Source organism: Streptomyces sp. NPDC051822, from assembly GCF_044452745.1.
In the GTDB taxonomy this organism is placed as follows: domain Bacteria; phylum Actinomycetota; class Actinomycetes; order Streptomycetales; family Streptomycetaceae; genus Streptomyces.
This window is the reverse complement of record NZ_JBITBZ010000003.1, coordinates 536810-560083: the sequence shown is the minus strand read 5'-3', so window position 1 is coordinate 560083 and position 23274 is coordinate 536810. Positions and strand designations below refer to the sequence as shown.

The 23274-nt window shown below is 70.6% G+C and carries 17 protein-coding genes; 9 read left to right on the top strand and 8 right to left on the bottom strand.

The annotated features are described in order from the left end of the window. Positions 1–52: 52 nt before the first annotated feature. The 5 genes from ACIA8N_RS13025 to ACIA8N_RS13005 form a co-directional block, all read right to left on the bottom strand. Positions 53–631 carry a hypothetical protein gene (locus tag ACIA8N_RS13025; protein WP_365780294.1) on the bottom strand — a complete coding sequence of 193 codons (579 nt, stop codon included), beginning with the start codon at positions 629–631 and terminating at the stop codon, positions 53–55. A 16-nt stretch (positions 632–647) separates the two neighbouring features. After that, entirely contained in the window at positions 648–1592 is a 945-nt protein-coding gene (locus tag ACIA8N_RS13020; RefSeq protein WP_365780293.1) for a carbohydrate ABC transporter permease, read from the bottom strand. Then, on the bottom strand, positions 1589–2620 hold the full coding sequence (locus ACIA8N_RS13015; RefSeq protein WP_399416265.1) for an ABC transporter permease subunit: 1032 nt from the start codon (positions 2618–2620) through the stop codon (positions 1589–1591). Before ACIA8N_RS13015 ends, ACIA8N_RS13020 begins: the two co-directional genes overlap by 4 nt. Then, on the bottom strand, positions 2620–3870 hold the full coding sequence (locus tag ACIA8N_RS13010; protein WP_365780291.1) for an extracellular solute-binding protein: 1251 nt from the start codon (positions 3868–3870) through the stop codon (positions 2620–2622). The genes ACIA8N_RS13015 and ACIA8N_RS13010 overlap by 1 nt, the downstream gene beginning before the upstream one ends. A gap of 212 nt (positions 3871–4082) precedes the next feature. Next, positions 4083–5606 carry an alpha-N-arabinofuranosidase gene (locus ACIA8N_RS13005; RefSeq protein WP_365780290.1) on the bottom strand — a complete coding sequence of 508 codons (1524 nt, stop codon included), beginning with the start codon at positions 5604–5606 and terminating at the stop codon, positions 4083–4085. Between the two features lie 223 nt (positions 5607–5829). On the opposite strand from ACIA8N_RS13005, the gene ACIA8N_RS13000 reads away from it, so the two are divergent. Further along, positions 5830–6957 carry a glutamate--cysteine ligase gene (locus ACIA8N_RS13000; protein ID WP_365780289.1) on the top strand — a complete coding sequence of 376 codons (1128 nt, stop codon included), beginning with the start codon at positions 5830–5832 and terminating at the stop codon, positions 6955–6957. A gap of 199 nt (positions 6958–7156) precedes the next feature. Here the strand turns inward: ACIA8N_RS13000 and ACIA8N_RS12995 are convergent, their stop codons facing one another. Both ACIA8N_RS12995 and ACIA8N_RS12990 read right to left on the bottom strand, forming a co-directional pair. Then, positions 7157–8167, bottom strand: a complete 1011-nt coding sequence (locus ACIA8N_RS12995; protein ID WP_365780288.1) for a quinone oxidoreductase — start codon at positions 8165–8167, stop codon at positions 7157–7159. 207 nt (positions 8168–8374) lie between these two features. Then, positions 8375–11299 (bottom strand): glycoside hydrolase family 48 protein, encoded by a 2925-nt coding sequence (locus ACIA8N_RS12990; RefSeq protein WP_365780287.1) that lies wholly within the window; start codon positions 11297–11299, stop codon positions 8375–8377. A gap of 278 nt (positions 11300–11577) precedes the next feature. Here ACIA8N_RS12990 and ACIA8N_RS12985 point away from each other — a divergent pair, with 278 nt between their 5' ends. The 3 genes from ACIA8N_RS12985 to ACIA8N_RS12975 all read left to right on the top strand — a co-directional run bounded on the left by ACIA8N_RS12985 (position 11578) and on the right by ACIA8N_RS12975 (position 15883). Continuing rightward, a complete protein-coding gene (locus ACIA8N_RS12985; protein ID WP_365780286.1) occupies positions 11578–13143 on the top strand; it encodes a cellulase family glycosylhydrolase in 1566 nt (521 codons plus the stop codon). 17 nt (positions 13144–13160) lie between these two features. After that, complete coding sequence (locus tag ACIA8N_RS12980) at positions 13161–14906, top strand: glycoside hydrolase family 6 protein (RefSeq protein WP_365780285.1); 1746 nt, start codon at positions 13161–13163, stop codon at positions 14904–14906. Between the two features lie 227 nt (positions 14907–15133). Further along, entirely contained in the window at positions 15134–15883 is a 750-nt protein-coding gene (locus tag ACIA8N_RS12975) for a D-Ala-D-Ala carboxypeptidase family metallohydrolase (RefSeq protein WP_365780284.1), read from the top strand. Positions 15884–15918: 35 nt separating this feature from the next. Here the strand turns inward: ACIA8N_RS12975 and ACIA8N_RS12970 are convergent, their stop codons facing one another. Further along, a complete protein-coding gene (locus ACIA8N_RS12970) occupies positions 15919–16941 on the bottom strand; it encodes a LacI family DNA-binding transcriptional regulator (RefSeq protein ID WP_365780283.1) in 1023 nt (340 codons plus the stop codon). A 367-nt stretch (positions 16942–17308) separates the two neighbouring features. Here ACIA8N_RS12970 and ACIA8N_RS12965 point away from each other — a divergent pair, with 367 nt between their 5' ends. The 5 genes from ACIA8N_RS12965 (at position 17309) to ACIA8N_RS12945 (ending at position 23255) form a co-directional block, all read left to right on the top strand. After that, positions 17309–18655, top strand: a complete 1347-nt coding sequence (locus tag ACIA8N_RS12965; RefSeq protein ID WP_365780282.1) for an ABC transporter substrate-binding protein — start codon at positions 17309–17311, stop codon at positions 18653–18655. Between the two features lie 90 nt (positions 18656–18745). Then, a complete protein-coding gene (locus ACIA8N_RS12960) occupies positions 18746–19750 on the top strand; it encodes a sugar ABC transporter permease (RefSeq protein ID WP_365780281.1) in 1005 nt (334 codons plus the stop codon). A gap of 4 nt (positions 19751–19754) precedes the next feature. Then, the gene (locus tag ACIA8N_RS12955) at positions 19755–20669 is read left to right on the top strand and encodes a carbohydrate ABC transporter permease (protein WP_365780280.1); all 915 of its coding nucleotides are present in this window, start codon (positions 19755–19757) and stop codon (positions 20667–20669) included. Positions 20670–20753: 84 nt separating this feature from the next. Beyond that, entirely contained in the window at positions 20754–22196 is a 1443-nt protein-coding gene (locus ACIA8N_RS12950; protein WP_365780279.1) for a GH1 family beta-glucosidase, read from the top strand. Positions 22197–22307: 111 nt separating this feature from the next. Continuing rightward, a complete protein-coding gene (locus ACIA8N_RS12945) occupies positions 22308–23255 on the top strand; it encodes a glycerophosphodiester phosphodiesterase family protein (RefSeq protein ID WP_365780278.1) in 948 nt (315 codons plus the stop codon). The last annotated feature ends 19 nt before the right edge of the window (positions 23256–23274 follow it).

Below are 23274 nucleotides of genomic sequence, written 5' to 3'. Positions count from 1 at the left end.
CGGGGGGACCCGGGCCGACCCCCCGTGTGGGCATTCGTCCCGCACGGGTGGGTCAGGCGGCCGCCGGTGCCGTCAGGCGGCGCTCGGCCGCCAGGGCCGAGGCGACGAGGATGCCGAGGGCCGGCAGGGCCAGTGGTGCGGAGAACCAGGCCGACGCGGCGATCACCGCGAGACCACAGACGACGAGCAGGGAACCGGCCGGGTCACGCAGCGTGTGGCGGGCGGCGGGGCCGAGCAGGTCGCGCCAGCGCAGGCCGGGGCGCCAGGCCGTGGCCGCCCGCAGGAGGGTGACCGTCAGCCAGAGCGCCGCGAGGATCGCGAGGGTCCCCGCCGCCCGCCCGCCGGGCACGGGCAGCGCCCGTACGAACGCGAGGTCGGCGCCCACCAGGACGAGCACGGCACCGTACCCGAGCCCCGCCGACCAGCCCCCGCCCCGCAGGGCCGCGCGCAGATCGGCGGCGAAGAACCGCAGACCGGCCTGCTCGTCGCCCGTCCAGCGCCGCAGATGCGCCGCCCCGGCGGCGAGCGCCGCGGGGAGCGTCACCAGCGGCAGCGCGGCGACGGCGATCCACACCCCCACCAGGAGGCATTCGGCGAAGACCCCGAACCGGGCCAGGAACCGTTCCCTCATCACGCCGGCCACCCCCTCAGCCCTTGAGGCCCGAGGTGGCCATGCCGTCGATGAGGTACCGCTGGAAGGCGAGGAAGAAGGCCACCACCGGGAGCAGCGCCACGAGCGACATCGCGATCATGCTGCCGTAGTTGGCGACGCCGTCCTGGTCGACGAACATCTTCAGGCCGAGCGAGACCGTGTACTTCTCGGGTTCGTTGAGGTAGATCAGCGGGCCCATGAAGTCGTTCCAGGCGTTGATGAACGTGAAGATCGCGCTGGTGATGAGTGCCGGCCGGCAAAGCGGAAGCACGATCGACCAGTACGTCCGCAGGTGCCCGCAGCCGTCGAGGCGCGCGGCCTCGTCCAGCTCCTTGGGCAGGCCCCGCATGAACTGGAGCATCAGGAAGACGAAGAAGGCGTCCGTCGCCAGGTACTTGCCGAGCAGCAACGGCGTGTACGTGTTGATGAGTTCGAGCTTCTGGAACAGCACGTACTGCGGGATGAGCAGCACGTGGTAGGGCAGCAGCAGGGTGCCGATCATCAGGGTGAAGAGCACTCCGCGTCCGGCGAAACCGATCTTGGCGAAGGCGTACGCGGAGAGCGAGCTGGAGATCAGCACGCCCACCACCGAACCGACGGCAAGGAAGAGGGAGTTGCCGAAGAAGGTGGAGATGGGGATGTCGGCGATGCCGTCGGCGAGCCGCTGGTAGTTGTCGGTGATGGGGTCGGTGGGGAAGAGCGTCAGGCTGCCGACGATCTCGTCGTTCGGCTTGAAGGAGCCGCCGATCACCCACGCCACGGGATAGAGGATGACGGCGAGGACGGCCAGGGACCCGAGGTGCCAGGCGATCGAACCCGCCGTGCGCTTCTTTCCGTTCCGCGTGCCGGTCGTCTCCGGTCCGGTCGTCCGTGTTCCGGTCGTCCGTGGTCCGGTCGTCCTCGTTCCGGTCGTCCGTGCGTCGGTGCGTGCGAGGCTCATCGGGCCCCCTCCTCGTAGTGCACCCAGCGCCGCTGGGACCAGAACAGCACCGCCGTGACCAGGCCGACGGCGAGCAGCAGCATCCAGGCCATCGCGGAGGCGAGACCCATCCGGCCGTTCTCGAAGCCCTGGACGTACAGGTAGCAGGTGTAGACGAGCGTGCCGTCGGCCGGCCCGCAGGCGTTGCCCTGGCTGCCGATGATGTAGGCGGAGCCGAAGATCTGGAAGGAGTGGATGGTCTCCAGGAGCACGTTGAAGAAGAGCACCGGGGAGATCATCGGCAGGGTGATGTGCCAGAACCTCCGCCACGGGCTCGCCCCGTCGACCTGCGCCGCCTCGTACAGCTCGCGTGGCACCTGCTTGAGCCCGGCCAGGAAGATGACCATCGGGGCGCCGAACTGCCAGACGGTGAGCGCGACCAGGGCGTAGATGATGCGGTCGGGGTCGCCGATCCAGCCGCCGGCCTCCATGCCGAAGACCTGCTGCGCCCGGTCGACGGCCGCGCCGTCGGAGAAGATGGCGCGCCAGACGATGGCGATGGAGACGCTGGCCCCGATGAGCGAGGGCGCGTAGAACGCGGCCCGGTAGAAGCCCTGTCCGCGCCGGCTCTGGTTGAGCAGCAGGGCGACGCCGAGCGCGGCGGCCAGCTTCAGCGGGGTGCCGATCACCACGTACCAGGCGGTGATCTCGACCGAGGTGCGCCAGCGGGCGTCGCCGAACATCTCGGTGAAGTTGTCGAGGCCGATCCACTTCGGGGCGTCGAACAGGTTGTAGTCGGTGAAGGCGAAGTACAGGGAGGCCACCATGGGCCCCGCGGTGAGCAGGAGGAAGCCCGCTATCCAGGGGGACATGAAGAGGTAGCCGGCGAGGTTCTCGCGGCGGGCCCTGTGGGGGCGGACGGTGCGGCCCGGCGCCCCGGGCGGGCGCCCGCCGGAGGGGGCGCCCGCGGGTGCGGTCTCCCCGTCCTGGCCGGGCGCCCGCCCGGGCCGCGGTGCGGGATTCGGTGCGGAGGTCACGGCGGCGCCCATCAGGAGGAGAGCGCCGTCTTCGCCTCGGTGAAGTACTGCTTCACCGCGTCCGCCACCGGCCGCTCGCCGAGTGACATCTCCTCGGCGAGGCGCATGAACGCGGCCTCGCACACGTCGGCGCCCGCCGGGTGCGGGGTGATCGGCTCCAGGACGCGGGACTCGACGAGCTGCTTCTCGTAGGCGGCGATCTGCTTGCCGACCTCGTCGGAGGGCACGTACGCGTCGTTCTGGGCGGTGGTGGCCGGGACGCCCCGGTCGTAGCCCATGATCTTGCCGACCTCGGGGTCGTGGACCATGAAGTCGATGAACTGGGCCGCTTCCTTGGGGTGCTTGGTGCGCCTGGAGGCGCTGAGCATGAGGGAGCCGAGGTACTGGCCGGTCTTGCGGCCGTCCGTGGTGGGGATGGGGGCGAGGCCGTACCGGCTCTTGCCCTCGGAGGTGTAGCGGACTGCGAAGTTGTCCCAGGTGAACTCACAGCCCGCGAGTTCGGCGGTCACCGCCGACTTGGGCTTGACCGGGATGGTCTTCTTCGGGTCGGCGTAGACGCCGGACTTCACCCGCGTGACGGCCTTGCTCCACCAGTCCGTCAGGTCCGCCTCGGTGAAGCCGAGGCCCGAGGTGGTGAAGAAGGCCTTGCCCTGCTGGCGCAGATGGAGGTCGTACAGGTACATGATCCCGTACGGACCGGCGTCGCCCGCCCGGCCCTGCGTCTCCTGGATCTTGGCGAGGGCCGCGTGGTACTCGTCCCAGGTCCAGCCGGGCTTGGGGGTGACCCCGGCCTTGGTGAAGACGGCCTGGTCGATGACGAGCGCCATCGAGTTGCTGCCGACGGGGACGCCGAGCAGCTTGCCGTCGACCTCGCCGAACTTCTCCAGGCCGGCCCGGAAGCCGTCGAGGCGGAGGTTCCCCGCCGCGGCCTGCTCGCGCAGGTCGAGGAGGACGTTCTTCGCGTCGTACTTGCGCAGGAAGCCGATGGCGTTCTGGAAGACGTCCGGCGCGTTGCCGCCGGACGCCTGGGTGTTGAACTTCTTCCAGAAGTCGGCGTAGGGCTGGAAGTCGGTCTTGACCTTGATCTTCGGGAACTTCTTCTCGAAGAGCGCGATCGACTGGTTGATCCGCTTGGCCCGGTCCTCCGAGCCCCACCAGCTGTACCGGATCGTGACGGTGCCGTCTCCGGAGCCCGAGCCGGTGCCGCAGCCCGCCGCGGTCAGACCGAGAGCCGCCAACGAGCCGCCGGCGACCTTCAGCATGCTCCGACGGTCAACAGTGCCTTGCGTACGCACAGTTCGTCCTCCGCGCGTTAATGGAACGTTTCAGGAAAGCGCTTGCTGGGACAAAGTAGGGTCGTCCGCCAGCCACGTCAACGCTTCCGACCGGATCTTTCGAAGCGCTTCGCACTGAGAGCCGCAGCGGTTCTTGTGAAAGGATTCAACAGTGGGCCGGTCAGAGCGGCCCGATCCGGTCAGAGCAGCCTGATGACGTTCCACGACATCGGCTCGAGGACGGCCCTCAGGGTGCCGTCCACCAGCGTCGTGCCCTCCACCGTGTGCGGCACGACCCGGTCCGGCTCGTCGAGGGTGTTCCGCGCCTCCGGGTCCGCGTCGGCGAGCGCGCTGTGCTCGACGACCCGGGTCAGCTCCAGACCGCGCAGCGCCACCTCGACCGGAAGGGACGCGTTCCGGCCACGGTTCACCGCGAAGACGGTCACGCCGCCGTCCTCACCGCGTACGGCGGTGGCGTGGAGCAGCGGGACGTCCCCGTACCTGTCGGTGGCGTACGTCGGCGCCTCCACGCGCACGTCGAGGACCGTCCCCCGGCCGTACCGGGAGGCCTGCGCGAAGGGGAAGAAGGTCGTCTGGCGCCAGGCGGGGCCGCCGGGCTCGGTCATGATCGGCGCGATCACGTTGACGAGCTGGGCGAGACAGGCCACCGCGATCCGGTCGGCGTGCCGCAGCAGGGCGATCAGGAGCGTGCCGGACACGACGGCGTCGGTGACGGTGTAGACGTCCTCCAGGAGTCGCGGGGCCTCCTGCCAGTCCTCCACGGCATGCGGGTTGGGCCGGCGCTGGTACCAGACGTTCCACTCATCGAAGGACAGGGTGAGGCGCTTCGCCGACTTCAGCCGGGCGCCCACGTGGTCGCAGGTGGCGACGACCTCCTCGATGAAGGCCTCCATCTCGACGGCGGAGGCGAGGAAGGAGTCACGGTCGCCGTCGACCTCCTCGTAGTAGGCGTGCAGCGAGACGTGGTCGACCACCTCGTACGTCTCCGCGAGGACGGTCGCCTCCCAGGCGGCGAAGGTCGGCATGACGCGCGCCGAGCTGCCGCAGGCGACGAGTTCGAGGTCGGGGTCGATCTGGCGCAGGGCGCGCGCGGTCTGCGCGGCGAGCCGGCCGTACTCCTCCGCGGTCTTCTGCCCGGTCTGCCAGGGGCCGTCCATCTCGTTGCCCAGGCACCACAGGCGGATGCCGAAGGGGTCCTCGTCGCCGTGGGCGACGCGCCGCTCGGAGAGCTCGGTGCCGCCGGGGTGGTTGGCGTACTCGACGAGGTCCATCGCCTCGGTGATGCCACGGGTGCCGAGGTTGAGCGCCATCATCGGCTCGGCCCGCGGGCCGACCTTGCGCAGGAAGGCCATGAACTCGCTCAGGCCGAAGCGGTTCGTCTCGGTGGACCGCCAGGCCACGTCGAGGCGGCGCGGGCGCTGCCCGACCGGGCCGACGCCGTCCTCCCAGCGGTACCCGGAGACGAAGTTGCCGCCGGGGTAGCGGATCGCGGTGACGCCCAGCTCGCGGACGAGCTCCAGGACGTCGGTGCGCAGCCCGTCCTCGTCGGCGGCGGGGTGGCCGGGCTCGTGTATGCCGGTGTAGACGCAGCGACCGAGGTGCTCGACGAAGGAGCCGAAGAGCCGGGGATCCACGGGGCCGACGGTGAAGTCGGGGTCGAGGGTGAAGCGGGCGGCGCGGGTGGTTCGATCGGCGTGGGACACGCGATGTCCTCTCGTGCGAAGCGTTCGAAATTTCGACCAACGGCCGTATGTCCGAACGAGAACGTAGGAGCGTGGCTCCCGCGCGTCAATGGACCCGATCCCCCCTGAACACCGCAGGTCGCGGGTGCGCGGCGGCCCGGGACACCCCGACCGAGCCCGTCATGGCACGCGGAAGGCACCGAGGCGACAGGGCTGACGCTCCGTCACTGGATATGCTCATGGCGTGACCAGCCCTGCCGCACAGGCCGCCGCCCTGCCCAGGATCGGAGTGGAGGAGGAGTTCCTCCTCGTCGACCGGACCAGCCGCACCCCGTTCGGTTCCGCGGCCGCGGTGGTCAAGCGCGCCCGTGACCGGCTGGGCGACCGGGTCGGGCCCGAGATCCTCACCGACATGGTGGAGACCCGCACCCGACCGGTCGTCGATCTGCTCGGTCTGCGCACGGAGCTGATCGAGCTGCGCGCGGGGGTGGCAGGCGCCGCCGAGGAGTCGGGCTGCCTGGCGCTGGCGTCCGGCACCGCCCCGCTGGCCTCGCGCGGCGGCCAGGAGCTCACCGACGAGGCGCGGTACCGGAGGATCGCCGACCGCTACGGCCCCCTGGTGACCGCCGAGAGCGGCATCGGGGTGTGCGGCTGCCATGTGCACCTGGAGGTGGCGGACCGCGAGGAGGCGGTGCGGCTCGGCAACCACCTGCGCCCCTGGCTGCCCACGTTGCAGTCGCTGGCCGCGAACTCCCCGTTCCACTGCGGCCGGGACAGCGGCTACGCGAGCTGGCGGTTCATGCGCTGGGCCCAGCTGCCGGGCGCCGGACCTGCCCCGCTCCTCGCCGACGCCGCCGAGTACGACCTCCTTGTGGACCGGCTGGTCGGCTCCGGCATGCTGGTCGACCGGCGGACGGTCTACTGGCACTGCCGGCCCAACGAGCACTGGCCGACCCTGGAGGTCCGGGTCGCCGACGTGTGCACGGAGCTCGACACCGTCCTGCTCCTGGCCGGGTTGCTGCGCGGGCTCGCGGCCGCACTGCTGACCGACATCCGCCGGGGGGTCCCCGCGCCGGGGATCAGCGACGCGTTGCTGCGCGCCGCCCACTGGCGGTCGGCGCGCGACGGACTGGCGGGACACGGTCTCGACCCGGCGAGCGGGACGCCGCGTCCGGCGGTGGAGCTGGTCGAGGACCTGCTCGCGAAGGCCGCCCCGTCCCTCGCCGCGGCCGGCGAACTCGACCTGGTGCGGGAGTTGTGGACCGGTCGGCGGGCCGCCGGGTGCGGCGCCGCCCGGCAGCGCGCGGTGTTCGCGCGGCGGGGCTCGCTCGCCGACGTGGTGGACGAGGTGGCGCTCCGCCCGGACGCGTAGGTGTTCTGTGGAGGTTGGGGACGGGTGAGCCAGGTCTCGGCTGAGGGATCTTGACGGGGTGTGACCCGGATACGCCAGAAACCCGCCAGAACTTGATCTTGGCCTGCTGAGTGCCTGACGCCGTCGGGATCTTGGCGATGACGGTCGGCCATGCCCTCGACATCTCAGTCTCCAAGATCCCCGACCTCGTCACCCGCGATCAGCTCTGCGTCTCCTCACGGCGATCTATAGCGGCCGCATCGGGTATGACGAGCAGCTTGCCGGTGGTACGCCGAGCCTCCAGATCGCTGTGGGCCCGGGCGGCCTCGGACAATGCGTAGCGGCCCGTTACGGTGACCTCAAGCGCCTTGGAGCGCACCCACTCGAACACATCGGCGGCGCGTCGGAGCAGTTCGGACCGTTCGGCGATGAAGTCCCCGAGGCTGGGCCGGATCAGGGTCAGCGAACCGCCGTGGGCGAGCCGAATCGGATCGAACGGCGGCACGGCACCACTTGCCGCGCCGAAGAGCACGAGATGGCCGCGGGTTCGCAGGCTGGCGAGGCTCGCATCGAAGGTGTGCGCGCCGACGCCGTCGAAGACAGCCGGCAGTCCCTGACCGCCGTTGAGCCGCCTCACCTCGACTGCGAGATCGTCGACCGCGGAGGAAAGGATCACCTCAGCGGCCCCGGCACGCTTCGCCAGCTCGGCCTTCGCCGTGGTCGACGTCGTGCCGATCACCCTGCCGCCGAGATGGGTGATGAGCTGGGTCAAAAGCAGCCCCATGCCACCGGCAGCCGCATGCACGAGCACCGTGTCGCCCCCCTGAACCGGGTAGGCGTCCTTGACGAGATAGTGCGCGGTCATGCCCTGGAGGAGCACGGCGGCGGCTGTCTCGAAGCCGATGTCGTCGGGCAGCGGCACCAGCCGGGAGGAGTCCACGACGGCCCGCTCGGCATACGTGCCGGGAATCTCCACCCAACCGACCCGGTCCCCGACTGCGACGTCAGCGACGCCGGGTCCGACTTCGACCACCGTGCCGGCGCCCTCAGCGCCCGGGGTGAAGGGCAGCGGGAGGCTGTACCGGCCCTCGCGGTGGTAGACGTCGAGGAAGTTGACCCCGGATGCGGCGACCTCCACGATCGCCTCGCCCGGACCCGGCCGCGGCTGGTCCACCTTGGCCTCCTGCAGCACCTCGGGACCGCCCACTTCGTACACCTGAATCGCTCGCATGTTCCTCCGATCAACGGCTCGTCCCCCACCAACCCCGTTGGTGGCGATCCGATTCCCGGCAAGCAGACCAGCCCGCCGCTTCCGCACCGCGAGCGGATCATCCCGGGGGCGCGTCGGCGGCACCCGAGACGGCCGAAGACCGGGCGGCCCCCTCGCGGGGTCCGCCCGGTCTCGTCGTACGCGGAGCCTCTCCGTGCGGGGCGGCTGCTATTCGAGCAGCTCCGCGTACGAGCCCATGGCCAGGGCGATGTCCGCCTGGGCCCAGAACCGGTGGTACGTGAAGACGGGGGCCGCGCCGCCCGCCAGATAGGCCTCGACCTTCGGCCAGGCCGGGTCGTCCTGGTAGAAGCTGCGGATCGAGGCGAAGGTGGAGGAGTTGTTCACCGTGTCGCCGTTCGGCATGGTGCCGGTCCAGGCGCTCGGTACGGAGACCGGGTCGTCGAAGCGGTTGTAGTCGGCGCGGGTCTCCTCGACGGCGATGCCCAGCGGGTCCTGGTGGTGGTCCCACATGCCGTCGAGCAGGGCCTTGGCGACCCGCTTGGCCTCGGCGTGGCCGGACTTGGCCGCGTAGTAGGTCAGGGTCTTGGCGTAGGCGGCGGCGACACCGACGTCGTTCGTGTAGTCGGCGACGGTGACGTGCAGGCCGGCGTTGGAGCCGGGGTCCGCCGCGTTCCAGGTGTCGGGCGCGCCGGACCACTTGAGGGTGGAGGGGACGCGGTAGGTGCCGTCCGGGTTGATCGTGGTCTCGGACAGCGCCCAGGAGACCCACTTGTCGAGGACGGTCTTCGCCTCGGCGTCACCGGTCTGCTGGTAGTACTCGGCGACCCGCTCCATCGACCAGGCCTGGAAGCCGAACCACTGGTTCGACGCCGGGTCGTGGTAGACGGGCTTCTCGTCGTAGAACAGGCCGTGGAAGGTGGGGGTGCCGGCCGGCGGGGTGGCGTAGCGGCCCTGCCAGCTGTTGGTGGCGCCGCCCGCGATGCCGCCCTCGGCGGACTGCAGCCAGCGGTAGAACTCCAGCTGCCGGTCGAGGCTGGTCGCCCAGTCCGCCGCGCCGGTCGCCGACTTGGGCTTGAGCGGGGCGTAGGAGCTGAGCGCGTAGGCGGCCAGCGGGTTCTGGTAGCCGCCGTGGGCGTGGCTGGAACCGATGCGCCAGGACCAGCCGGCCGACGTGTCGGTGGCGCCGCCCCAGGCGTAGTACCAGGACATCAGGTAGTGCGCGCTGTCCTTGCCGGTGCCGGCCGGGCAGGTGGTCGGGCCGACGCAGTTCCCGGACTTCTTGAAGTACTTGTCGAACATCGAGTACCGCAGGTAGTCACCCATCTTCGCGGCCTTGCCGACGGTCGCGGAGACCTGGGTGCCCTTGCCCTGCTCCTTGGCCCAGAGGTCGGCCCAGTAGGCGGCCTGGACGGCGCGGGCGTCGGCGTCGGGGGCGTTGGTGAACTTCCACTGCTTGGCGTAGGAGGCGTCCCCCGTGAACAGGTCGAGGTAGCCGTTCTTGCCGCCGTAGGTGAAGTTGTCGCAGGTGGGGTGGGTGACGGTCTCCCAGACGGACTCCTGCGGACCGCGCTGGAAGGTGTTGATGTACGAGGGGCCGGACGCCGTCGGGCCCGCGGAGCACTTGCCGGGCTCGTTGCCGAAGCCGTAGACGTTGTCGACGTCCTGGATCCAGTGCATGCCGTAGATGTCGTCGGTGCCGTAGGCGCTCTTGAGCTCGGCGGCGATCGGGTCGGAGCCCGAGGTCACACCGGAGTCGAGCCGGGCGGGGTACTGCGAGGGCAGGTCCCACTCGGGGGCGTACGTCGCCGGCTTCGAGGCGTTGTAGGAGCCGGTGGTGGGCGTGTCGGCGTGGGTCGGGATCATGAATTTCTCCATGGTGTCCCAGGCGCCGTTGAACTTGGTCCAGTCGCCGGTGATCTTGCCGTACATGGCCTGGAGCCAGATGAGGTAGCTGTACGCCTCCGAGGTCGTCTCGTGCCCGTGGTCGGGGGCCTCGACGATCAGTGTCTCGACGGAGTGGTACGGGATGCCCTCGGGCGAGAAGTAGCCGTTGGCCGGGTTGGTGATCTTCCCGTGAAGGTCGAGGAAGCGGGCGTCGTACGTGGAGTCCGCGGCCAGCTGGGCGACGGTGACCTCGGCCTTGGCGTGGCCGGGGGCGGTCGCGGTAAAGACGGCGGAGCCGGTGCCGGTGGCCGCGGCGGCGACGGTCACCTTCTGGGCGGTGTTCCAGTTCGCCGGGGTGAAGGTGAGCGAGGCCGGGGTCGCGGTGAGGTTGGTGTTGCCCGAGGTACGGGCGACGCTCACCGTGACGTTCGCGGTGGGGGCCGTGGACAGCTTCAGGTCGAAGGTGCCGGTGGCGCCCTGGCGCACGCCGAGCTGGCTCGGGGAGGCGACGAGCGCGGCTCCGGCGGCGACGGTGATGCCGACGGGGGCCGACTCCGCGGAGGCGCCGAGGGTGTCGTAGGCCTTGGCGTAGAGGGAGTGGGCGCCGGCCGCGAGTCCGGTGGCGCTGTGGGTGAAGGGTGCGGTGGTGTCCGTCCCCAGGAGCGTGGTGTCGCTGTAGAACTCCACCTTGTTCACGGTGGCGCTGTCGGCCGCGGCGGCGGTCGCGGCGAGCGGCACCGCGTCGCCCACGGTGTAGACGGCCCCGGGTGCGGGGCTGGTGAGGACGGCGACGGGGGGCTGGTGCGCGCCGGCGCAGGTGGTGCCGTTGACGGCGAAGCCGGTCGGCGCGGTGTTGGCCCCGCTGTAGGTGAACTGGGCGCCCGTGGAGGTGGCGGCGCCGGCGGCCAGCGTGCCGTTCCAGGCCGCGTTGGTCACGGTGACGTTCTTGCCCGACTGGGACCAGACGCCGCTCCAGCCGCTGGTGAGCTTCTGGTCACCGGCGTAGGAGTAGGTCAGCGTCCAGCCGTTCAGGGGCTCGGTGGACCGGTTGGTGAGCGTGAGTTCGGCGGTGAAGCCCGAACCCCAGTCGTTGGTCTTGTAGTCGACGCTGCACTGGACGGCGGCGGCCTGGGCCGTGGTGGCGCCGACGGCCGTGAGGCCGAGGGGGAGGGAGAGCGCGGCGGCCAGCGCGGTGAGCTGCAGGCGTGGTCGCGTTCTGGGGCTCGTTCTGGGGCGAAGACGTGGCATGCGGGTGGTTCTCCTCGCGGCTCGGGGAGGTCGGGGATGCGAAGAGCTGAATCGTTCGACAGTCAAGCTTTGAACCAGTGGGAGCGCTCCCACTGTGCAGTTGGGGCGCTACGCCGTCAAGGTGTGTGAGAAGTCGAAGTCAAAACGCGGGGAATTTACTCAACTCCTCTTTTGCTTGGCGTCAGTTGCCGCTACGGTCTGCCCCGACCCCAGTGGGAGCGATTCCATCCAGTCGGCGCGCCGTCATCGGTGTGCCCTCGCTGCGAGGACTCGCTTCGATGCGACATCCCCCACGTCTGTCCGCGCTGCTCTCCGGAGCGGCGCTCACGATGGCGAGCACCGCGTTCGCCCTCATGGGAACGGCCTCAGGAGCCGCGGCCGAACCCGCATGCACGGTGGAGTACTCGGTCTCCGGCCAATGGGCCGGCGGCTACCAGGGTGCCGTCACCGTCACCAACAACAGCACCGCGCTGAGCGGTTGGAGCCTCGGCTTCGACTTCCCGGCCGGCCAGGTGGTCAGCCAGGGCTGGGGCGGCAAGTGGTCCCAGTCCGCCGCCACCGTGACCGTCACGAACGAGAGCTGGAACGGCTCGCTCGGCACGGGCGCGAAGGCGACGGCCGGCTTCATCGCCTCGTGGACGGGGACCAACACGGCCCCCACCGCGTTCACGCTCGACGGCGCTCCGTGCACCACCGGCGGAGCCGGCCCGACCCCCGGCCCGACCACCCCGACGACTCCCCCGCCCACTCCGCCCACCACTCCCCCGACCACCCCACCGACCACTCCACCGACGACCCCGCCGACCCTGCCGCCGCCGACTCCGGTCACCGGCGCGCCCGAACTCGGCGTCGTGGGCAACAAGTTCGTCGACCAGAACGGCGCGGTCCGCCGCCTGCTCGGCGTCAACCGCTCCGGCGGCGAGTTCATGTGCGTCCAGGGCCACGGCATCTGGGACGGTCCCGTCGACGACGCCTCGGTCAAGGCGATCGCCGACTGGAAGGCCAACACGGTCCGCATTCCCCTCAACGAGGAGTGCTGGCTCGGCCTCGACAACATCAAGCCCGAATACCGGGGCACGAACTATGTGAACGCCGTGAAGGACCTGGTGACCAAGGTCCTCGCGCACGGCATGACCCCGGTCGTGGAGCTGCACTGGACGTACGGCCAGTACACCGGCAACTCCTCGGGCTGCTCCGACGTGCACGCCTCCTGCCAGAAGCCGATGCCGAACGCGCGGTACACCCCGGCCTTCTGGACCTCGGTGGCGAACACGTTCAAGAATGACGAGCGGGTCGTCTTCGACCTGTTCAACGAGCCCTACCCGGACCGGACGACCCCCACCGCGGCACAGGCCTGGTCCTGCTGGCGCGACGGCGGCACCTGCCCCGGCATCGGTTACGAAGTCGCAGGCATGCAGGACCTCCTGGACACCGTCCGTGCCACGGGGGCGAAGAACCTCGTCCTCGTCCCCGGCATCGCGTACTCCAACGACCTGAGCCAGTGGCTCACGTACCGCCCCACGGATTCGGCGGCGAATCTGGCCGCCGCCTGGCACGTCTACAACTTCAACACCTGTTCCGACGAGACGTGCTGGAACGACACCCTCGCCCCGGTAGCCGCACAGGTACCTCTGCTGGCGGGCGAGATCGGTGAGAACACCTGCGGACACGCGTTCATCGACCGCGTCATGACGTGGTTCGACGACCGCGGGCTCTCGTACCTCGGCTGGACCTGGAACACCTGGAACTGCAACTCCGGTCCCGCGCTGATCAGTTCGTACGACGGCACACCCACCGCATTCGGCATCGGGCTGCGCGACCACCTGCGCAGCCTCACCCCCTGAAAGGAATCCCCACCCGCATGAGCCGCACCAGTCGTACCAGTCGCACCGCCCTCCTGGCGGCGCTCGGCCTCATCACGGCCACCGGCGCCACCGCCACCGTCTTCGGCACCGCCACCGCCGGCGCCGCCACCCCCGGCTGCAAGGTCGACTACCAGGTCACCAACCAGTGGAGCACCGGCTTCGGCGCCAACGTGACCGTCACCAACACCGGTGACCCGGTCTCCGCCTGGACCCTGGAGTGGTCCTACGGCGGCAACCAGCAGGTCACCCAGGGCTGGAACGCCACCATCACCCAGGCCGGCGCCGCCGTCACCGCCAAGAACGCCTCCTACAACGGCACCCTGGCCACCGGCGGTTCCACCTCCTTCGGCTTCAACGGCACGTACAGCGGCACCAACGCCGTACCCGCCACCTTCAAGCTGAACGGCGTCACCTGCAACGGGGCCACCGAGCCGACCGAGCCCCCGACCACCCCGCCCACCACTCCCCCGACCACCCCGCCGCCGGCCGGCAGCAAGGCCGACAACCCGTACGCCGGCGCCAAGGTGTACGTGAACCCGGACTGGAGCGCGAAGGCCGCCGCCGAGCCCGGCGGCAGCAAGATCTCCAACCAGCCCACCGGTGTCTGGATGGACCGGATCGCCGCCATCAACGGCACCCCCGGCGCCCGGGGCCTGCGCGCCCACCTCGACGAGGCCCTGGTCCAGAAGGGCGCCGGAGAGCTGGTCGTCCAGCTGGTCATCTACAACCTGCCGGGCCGCGACTGCGCGGCGCTCGCCTCCAACGGCGAGCTCGGCCCCACGGAGATCGGCCGCTACAAGACCGAGTACATCGACCCGATCGCCGCGATCCTCGCCGACCCCAAGTACGCGGGCCTGCGGATCGTCACCACGGTCGAGATCGACTCGCTCCCCAACCTGGTCACCAACGTCACCGGCCGTCCGACGGCCACCGCCAACTGTGACGTCATGAAGGCCAACGGCAACTACATCACCGGTGTCGGCTACGCCCTCAACAAGCTGGGCTCGATCGCCAACGTATACAACTACGTCGACGCCGGACACCACGGCTGGCTGGGCTGGGACAGCAACTTCGGCCCCTCCGCCGAGCTGTTCAAGCAGGCCGCCACGGCCGAGGGCTCCACGGTCGACAAGGTGCACGGCTTCATCGTCAACACCGCCAACTACAGCGCGCTGAAGGAGGACCACTTCAAGATCGGGGACTCCGTCAACGGCACCTCCGTGCGCACGTCGAAGTGGATCGACTGGAACCAGTACACCGACGAGCTGTCGTACGCCCAGGCGATGCGCGACAAGCTGGTCTCGATCGGCTTCAACAGCAACCTCGGCATGCTGATCGACACCTCCCGCAACGGCTGGGGCGGCACCCAGCGGCCCACCGGCCCGGGCGCGCTGACCAGCGTCGACACGTACGTCAACGGAGGCAAGTACGACCGCCGCATCCACCTCGGCAACTGGTGCAACCAGTCCGGCGCGGGTCTCGGCGAGCGGCCCCAGGCCGCGCCCGCCGCGGGCATCGACGCGTACGTCTGGATGAAGCCCCCGGGCGAGTCCGACGGCGCCTCCAAGGAGATCCCGAACACCGAGGGCAAGGGCTTCGACCGGATGTGCGACCCGACGTACACGGGCAACGCCCGTAACGGGAACAGCATGTCGGGCGCGCTGCCGGACTCCCCGCTCGCGGGCGCCTGGTTCTCGGCCCAGTTCCAGGAGCTCATGAAGAACGCCCACCCGGCGCTGTAAGGGAACACGGGCCTCACCGGCCTCTCGGTGCCGCATCCGTCCGGCGGGACGGATGCGGCACCTTCGCGCGCCGGCGCCGTATCGCACACGGGGTCGGCGCGGGCGCCGCCACGGCACCGTCATTGGTCGGACGAATGGCGGCGGCCCGGCGTGGTTGACGCGCGTCGACCCGAGCGGCCACTCTGCGCATGGCAGGTGCACATCAATCCCAGATGGAGGCCCGCACGATGCACGGACGCGCTCTCAGTTCACTCCTACCGCGGTTCCTGCTCGCCTTCGCCTTGCTGGTCACCGGCCTGGCGGGCGTCGTCGCCACCGCCGGGACCGCCCGGGCGGACGGCTGCTACACCTGGTCACGCACCCTCTCCCAGGGAGCGTCCGGCGCCGACGTGAGCCAGCTCCAGATCCGCGTGGCCGGCTACCCCGGCTACGGCGGCGTGCTCGCGATCGACGGGTCCTACGGCCCCGCCACCGTCGCCGCCGTCAAGCGCTTCCAGGGCGCGTACGGCCTCGGCGCCGACGGCGTCGCCGGACCCGCCACCTTCGCGAAGATCTACGAGCTCCAGGACGACGACTGCACCCCGGTCCACTTCACGTACGCCGAACTGAACAACTGCAACAGCACCTGGGAGGGCGGCGCGGTGAGCGCTGCAACCGCCCGGTCGAACGCGCTGCGCACCATGTGGAAGCTCGAGGCGCTGCGCCACGCCCTCGGCGACGAGCCCATCCGGGTCACCAGCGGCTTCCGCAGCCACGCCTGCAACAACGCGGTCGGCGGCGCCACGTCGAGCCGCCATCTGTACGGCGACGCCGCCGACCTGGGCTCGGGACCGCACTCGCTGTGCCGGCTCGCCCAGCAGGCCAGGAACCACGGCTTCAACGGCATCCTCGGCCCGGGCTACCCGGGCCACGGCGACCACACCCACGTGGACCACCGCTCCAGTCGCTTCTGGTCCGCCTCCAGCTGCGGCATCTGACCCGCCCTGCCGGGCACGGGCCTCGGGACCCGCGCTCAGCAGGACCGACGCACCACGAGCTCCGTCGGCAGCACGTGCCGACGGGGCTCGTCCGGTCCCTCCGCGATCTCCCGGATCAGCATCCGGGCCATGGTGCGGCCCATCTCCTCGATGGGCTGGCGCACGCTGGTGAGCGGCGGGTCCATGAGGCGCGCCACCGGGGAGTCGTCGACGCCCACCAGGGCCACGTCCTCCGGGACCCGGCGGCCCGCCTCGCGCAGCACGCTCCGGGCGCCTGCCGCCATCACGTCGGACGCGGCGAAGACGGCGTCCAGGTCGGGGCGGCGGTCGAGCAGCAGCCGCATGGCCCGCCGGCCGCCCTCCTCGGTGAAGTCGCCCGTCGACACCAGCGCCTCGTCGGGCGCGATTCCGGCCTCAGCGAGGCCCGCCCGGTAGCCGCCGAGCCGGGCGCGGGCCACGTACATGTCGAGCGGTCCTGTGACGGTCGCGATCCTGTCGCGCCCGCGTCCCACGAGGTGGGCCACGGCGGCCCGGCCTGCCCCGATGTTGTCGGAGTCGACGTACGGCACGGGTTCGGCCTCGGAGCGGCGTCCGTTCATGACGACCGGGAGGCCGAGTTCCCTGATCCGGTCGGGGAGCGGGTCGTCGCCGTGGACGGAGGCCAGGAGGACGCCGTCGACACGCTGGGCGGCGAGGTACTGCTCGAAGCGCTGCCGCTCCTGCTCGCTGCGGACGAGTGTGAGCAGCAGCTGCTTGTCGGCCTCGGCGAGTTCGGCGCTGACCCCTCGGATGAGGTCGAGGAAGTAGGGCTCGGCGAAGAGGCGGGCCTCGGCCTCGGGGATGACGAGCGCGATGGCGTCGGTGCGACTGCCCGCCAGGGCGCGGGCGGCCTGGTTGGGTACGTAGCCGAGTTCGGCGACGGCCCTGGCGACGGCCGTTCTGGTCTGCTCGCTCACCCGGGGGGAGCCGTTGATGACCCGGGAGACCGTGCCCCGTCCGACCCCGGCCCTGGCGGCCACCTGCTCCAGGGTGGGTCTGCCGCTCTGCCGTCCGCTCACAACTCCCGAACTCCCCTCGTAGGACAACACGCCGCTCCTCAGCCCGTCGCGGGAACCGAAACAGAGGTGGGAGCGCTCCCACCGTAGTCCACCCCCACACCCACGCGCCACGAGGGCGCGTTCAGGAGATGACGCGAGGATGACGGCCCGGGGGTCGCGAAACCACCGGAAAACCTTCCGGTAACGAATCCGCGTTCATGTCTTGACACCCGTACCCGCTAGGCAGCAACCTTCCGGCAACGACGTGGGAGCGCTCCCATCGAGCGCGCACAGCCTTGCATCGGGTCTGGCAGGCGCCGCCGAGCCGCGTACAGCCGGCCGGGCCTCTTGGCGCACAACGAGCACCACCTTGGACGAGGAGAGTGGAATGCGCACTTCCAGCAGCAGACGCGGACGCCGGGCGGCGATCGCGGCGGTCGCCACCGTCGTGACCGGCACGATCCTGCTCACCGGTTGCGGCAGCGGCGAGGACACCGGCAAGGACGGCAACTCCAAGGCCGGCGAGAAGATCACGCTGCGGATCGGGACCTTCGGTTCCTTCGGCTACGACAACAAGACCGGCGCCAAGCTCTACGCCGAGTACGAGCGGCTCCACCCGAACATCAAGATCGAAGAGTCGAACGTCTCGGACGGTCAGAAGTACTGGGACACCCTGAAGCTCCGCCTCGCCCAGAACAGCGGCGTCGCCGACATCCAGGCCGTCGAGGTCGGCTACATTGCCGAGGCGACCGGCCCGACCATGGCCGGCAAGTGGGTCGACCTGGGCAAGGAGGGCGGCGCCAAGACCGACGACTTCCTGGAGTGGAAGGTCAAGCAGGCGACGACCGCCGACGGCAAGCTCATCGCCCTCGGCACCGACATCGGCCCCATGGCCATCTGCTACAACAAGGACCTCTTCGCCAAGGCCAAGCTGCCCACCGAGCGCGAGGCCGTCAGCAAGCTGTGGACCGGCGACTGGGCCAAGTTCCTCGCGACCGGCGAGAAGTACAAGGCGGCCGCGCCCGCCGGCACCGCCTTCCACGACTCGGCGAGCGGCCTCTTCAACGCCGTCGTCTCCAGCGACCCGGTGCAGTACGCCAACACGAGCGGCGAACTCGACTGGGAGAACAGCCCCGGCGTGAAGAAGGCCTGGGAGACCGCCGTCAAGGCGGCCGAGGGCGGCCTCACGGCCAAGCTGCGCCAGTTCGACGAGAAGGGCACCTGGAACGCGGCCTTCAAGAACTCGAAGTTCGCCACCGTCGCCTGCCCCAGCTGGATGACCGGCATCATCAAGGACCAGGCAGGACCCGGCAACCAGGGCAAGTGGGACATCGCCTCCCCGCCGGTCGCCGGCAACTGGGGCGGCTCCTTCCTCGCCGTGCCCAAGGCGGGCAAGCACACCAAGGAGGCCGCCGAGCTGGCCGCCTGGCTGACCGCCCCCGAGCAGCACGCCAAGGTGTTCGCGGTCAACGGCAACATCCCCTCGTCCAAGGACACGCTGGCCTCCACGGCCGTCCAGGAGGCGAAGCTGCCGTACTTCGGTGACACCCCGGTCGGCAAGATCTTCTCCAGCGCCGCGGCCGGCATCACCCCCGCCGTCATCAGCCGTTACGACGGCCAGGTGAAGACCTTCCTCACCGACAACGGCATCCTCGACATCGAGCAGCGCGGCACCGACCCGGCCAAGGCCTGGGACAACGTCAAGAAGCTGGTCGACGACAAGATCGACCAGTAGCGGGGACGTCTGCCGGTCCGCCGCCGCCCGCGGGCGGCGGACCGGCACCGTCCGTACCACCGCACGCATCGACCTGGAAGGACGCCCCTCGTGGCCACCTCCGTTCGGGCGAAGCCGGAAGGCTCCCAGCCGCCCGCCGCACCGCCCTCCTCCCCCCGCTCCCGGAGCCACCGCTCCCCCTCGGGCGGCTGGCGCAGCACGCTCTACCGCTGGGACCTCAAGGCGATCCCGTACGTCTTCATCGCCCCCTTCTTCCTCACCTTCGCCGCCTTCGGCCTCTTCCCGCTGATCTACACCGGCTGGCTGTCGCTCAACCGGGTCGAACTCGGCGGTGACCCGACCTGGAAGGGTCTGGAGAACTACACCGACCTCGCGACCAGCGAGTTCTTCTGGAACGCGCTCTTCAACACCTTCACCATCGGGGTGATCGCGACCGTTCCCCAGCTGCTCATGGCGCTGGGCCTGGCGCACCTGCTCAACTACAAGCTCCGCGGCCGGGGTTTCTTCCGGGTCGCGATCCTCGCCCCGTACGCCACCTCGATCGCGGCGGCGACCCTGGTCTTCGCCCAGCTGTTCAACACCGACTACGGGATGATCAACGGCGTCCTGGGCTGGTTCGGGTTCGATCCCGTGAACTGGGAGTCGTCCAAGTGGCCGGCGCAGATCGCCATCTCGGTGATCGTCACCTGGCGCTGGACCGGCTACAACGCGCTGATCTACCTGGCCGCCATGCAGGCCGTGCCGCAGGACCTGTACGAGGCGGCCTCGCTCGACGGGGCCTCGCGCTGGCGCCAGTTCATCAGCGTCACGATCCCCTCGATCAAGCCGACGATCTTCTTCACGATCATCGTCTCCACCATCGGCGCCACCCAGCTCTTCGGTGAGCCGATGCTCTTCGGCGGCAGCGTCGGCATCAGCGGTGGCAGCGGCAACCAGTTCCAGACGCTGAGCCTGCTGATGTACGAGAAGGGCTGGGTGACCGGCGCGCTGGGCCAGGCTTCGGCCATCGCCTGGGTCATGCTGCTGCTCCTGCTCCTGATCGGCGGCGTCCAGGCACTCGTCTCCCGCCACAACCGCAAGAAGCTGGGGGGCTGACCTCATGGCCCGCACACTCGACACGACACCTCCGGCCGAGGCCGAGGCACCGGCGAAGGCCCGGCCGGGGCGCAGGTTCCGCCAGTCGGCAGGCAAGCAGCACCACGCCGGCCCGCTCACCTACGTCCTGCTGGTCGTGGCCGCGTTCGTCTCGCTCTTCCCGCTGTACTGGAACGTGGTCGCCGCCTCGCACACCGGCGAGCGGGTCGTGGAGGCCCCGGCGCCGCTGCTGCCGGGCAACCGTCTCCTGGACAACCTCAGCTTCGCCTGGAACCAGGTCGACATGGGCGAGGCGCTGATCAACACCACGATCGTGGCCAGCCTGGTGGCGGCGTCCACCGTGCTGTTCTCCACGCTCGCCGGCTTCGCCTTCGCCAAGCTGCCCTTCAAGGGGCGCGGCATGCTGCTCTCCCTCGTGGTCGCCACCATGACGATCCCGCCGCAGCTCAGCGTCATCCCGCTGTACCAGATCATCACCGACCTCGGCTGGTTCGACCAGCTCCAGTCGGTCGTCCTGCCCTCGCTCGTCGCCGCCTTCGGCGTGTTCTTCATGCGCCAGTTCCTGGTGGAGGCGCTGCCGATGGAGCTGGTGGAGGCGGCCCGGATGGACGGGGCCCACAGCCTGCGGATCATCTGGCACGTGGTGTTCCCGGTCGCCCGGCCGGCCATGGCCGTGCTCGGCATGCTGGTCTTCGTCCAGGCCTGGAACGACTTCTTCTGGCCGTTCATCGCCCTCACCCCGGACGGCAACCCCACCCTTCAGGTGGCGCTCGCCGGCCTCGGCGCGGGAAACCACACCGTGGACCACGCGGTCGTGCTGACCGGCGCGCTCATATCGACCGTGCCGCTGCTGCTCGTCTTCGCCTTCCTCGGCAAGCACATCGTGGGCGGCATCACGGCGGGCGCCGTCAAGAGCTGACCGGCCGCCGCCCGCACCGTCCCCCCTTTCGTACCGCACGTACCGCACGTACCTGCCCCGTACCCGCGTTGGGAGCGCTCTTCTATGACCGCGTCCGAAACCCGGCCGCTCACCGCCACCCGCTCGTTCCCGCCCGACTTCCTCTGGGGCGCGGCCACCGCCGCGTACCAGATCGAGGGAGCGGCGGCCGAGGACGGCCGTACCCCGTCCATCTGGGACACCTTCTCGCACACCCCCGGCAAGGTCTTCGAGGGCCACACCGGTGACGTGGCCGTGGACCACTACCACCGGTTCCGCGAAGACGTCGGCATCATGTCCGAACTGGGCCTGAACGCCTACCGGTTCTCCGTCTCCTGGTCCCGGGTGCAGCCCACCGGGCGCGGTCCCGCCGTGCAGAAGGGCCTGGACTTCTACCGTTCGCTCGTCGACGAGCTGCTCGCCGCCGGGATCGAGCCCGCCCTCACCCTCTACCACTGGGACCTGCCCCAGGAGCTGGAGGACGCGGGCGGCTGGCCCGAGCGGGCGACCGCCGAGCGGTTCGCCGAGTACGCGGGGATCGTCGCCGACGCCCTCGGCGACCGGGTGACCCGCTGGACCACGCTCAACGAGCCGTGGTGCAGCGCCTTCCTGGGCTACGGCTCCGGGGTCCACGCCCCCGGCCGTACCGACCCGGTGGCCTCGCTGCGCGCCGCCCACCACCTCAACCTGGGCCACGGCCTCGCGGTCCAGGCCCTGCGGGCCGCGCTGCCGGCGGACCGGCAGCTCTCGGTGTCGCTCAACCTGCACGAGCTGCGGCCGCTGACCCCCTCGGCCGAGGACCTGGACGCGGTCCGCCGGATCGACGCCGTCGGCAACCGGATCTGGCTGGGTCCGATGCTGGAGGGCGCCTACCCGGAGGACCTCTTCCGCGACACGGCACGGCTGACCGACTGGTCCTTCGTCAAGGACGGCGACGCCGCGACCGCGCACCAGCCGCTGGACCTGCTCGCGATCAACTACTACACGCCGACGCTGGTGTCGCACGTCCCCGAGGGGACGGAGAAGCCCCAGGACGACGGGCACGGCAACAGCGAGCACTCGCCGTGGCCGGGCGCGGACTCGGTCGCCTTCCACCGGGCGCCGGGCGAGCGGACGGCGATGGGCTGGCCCGTCGACGCGAGCGCCCTGTACGACCTGCTGACGCGGGTGTCCGACGCCTACCCGCAGCTCCCGCTGGTCATCAGCGAGAACGGGGCCGCGTACGACGACGTGGTCTCGCCCGACGGCTCGGTGAACGATCCGGAGCGCGCGGCGTACGTGCACGCGCACCTGGAGGCCGTGCACCGGGCGATCGGCGAGGGAGTGGACGTACGCGGCTACTTCCTCTGGTCGCTGCTCGACAACTTCGAGTGGGCGTACGGCTACGCGAAGCGGTTCGGCGCCGTCCACGTCGACTACGACACCCTGGAGCGGACGCCGAAGGCCAGCGCCCGCTGGTACGCGAAGGTGGCCCGTTCGGGCGAGCTGCACGCGCCCGACGGCGACTGATCGCGTCGCGCGCGCGGAGAGGGCCGTACCGGGGATCCGGTACGGCCCTTTCCGGTCAGGGTGGGACGTCGTTCACCGTGCCGTGGAGAGGGGGCTCTAGGGTGTCCGGACATGAGAGACGTCCACCCGCCGGTTCCCCGGTCCCGTCGACGCAGGACCGTCGGCCTGGCCGCCGTCGCCCTGGCCACCGCCGTCGCGGGGCTCGCGACCGCGTTCGCCGCCGCCCCTGACGCGCCGTCCGCGCCCCGCACGGCCCCCGAGGCCGCCGCGGCGGCCGGCATGAGCCAGAAGGCCGGTTCCAGCCCCTGGATGCGCAAGGCCGGGGCGCCGCCGACCGTGATCGCCCACCGGGGCGCCTCTTCGGCCGCTCCCGAGAACACCCTGGTCTCCGACGAGGTGGCCCGGCGGGGCGGGGCCGTCTGGATCGAGAACGACGTCCAGCCGAGCAAGGACGGCGTGCCGTACATCCTGCACGACACGACCGTCGACCGGACCACCGACGGCACGGGCCGGGTCCGCGCCCTGACCTCCGCCCAGCTGGACGCCCTGGACGCCGGTTCCTGGTTCGCCCCGGCCTACGCCGGGGCCCGGGTGCCGACCCTGGCCGCCCAGCTGGCGGACCTCCGGGAGCGCGGCGGGAAGCTGCTCCTGGAGATCAAGGGGCGCCACACCCACGCCGAGGTGGCCCGGATCGTCCAGGACGTCCGGGACCAGGACATGACCGGACGGGTCTTCGTCCAGAGCTTCGACATCCCCTCGCTGCGGTACGCCCGCGAGCTGGCGCCCGAGCTGCCGATCGGCCTGCTGCGGAGCACCCTCGACGCCGATCCGGTCGCCCTGGCCGAGGAGCTGGACCTCGACGCGTACAACGTCTCGGACGCCGCCCTGTCCACCCGGCCGCGCGTCGTGCGCGACCTGCACGCGGCGGGCGTGGCCGTGAACGTGTGGACGGTGGACAGCCCGGCCCGCTGGAAGGCGCTGGACGCGCTCGGCGTGGACGGGATCATCACCAACCGCCCCACGGAACTGGGCGGCTGGTCGGCGGACCGTACGCGGTAGGGCGTGCGGTCCCCCGGGG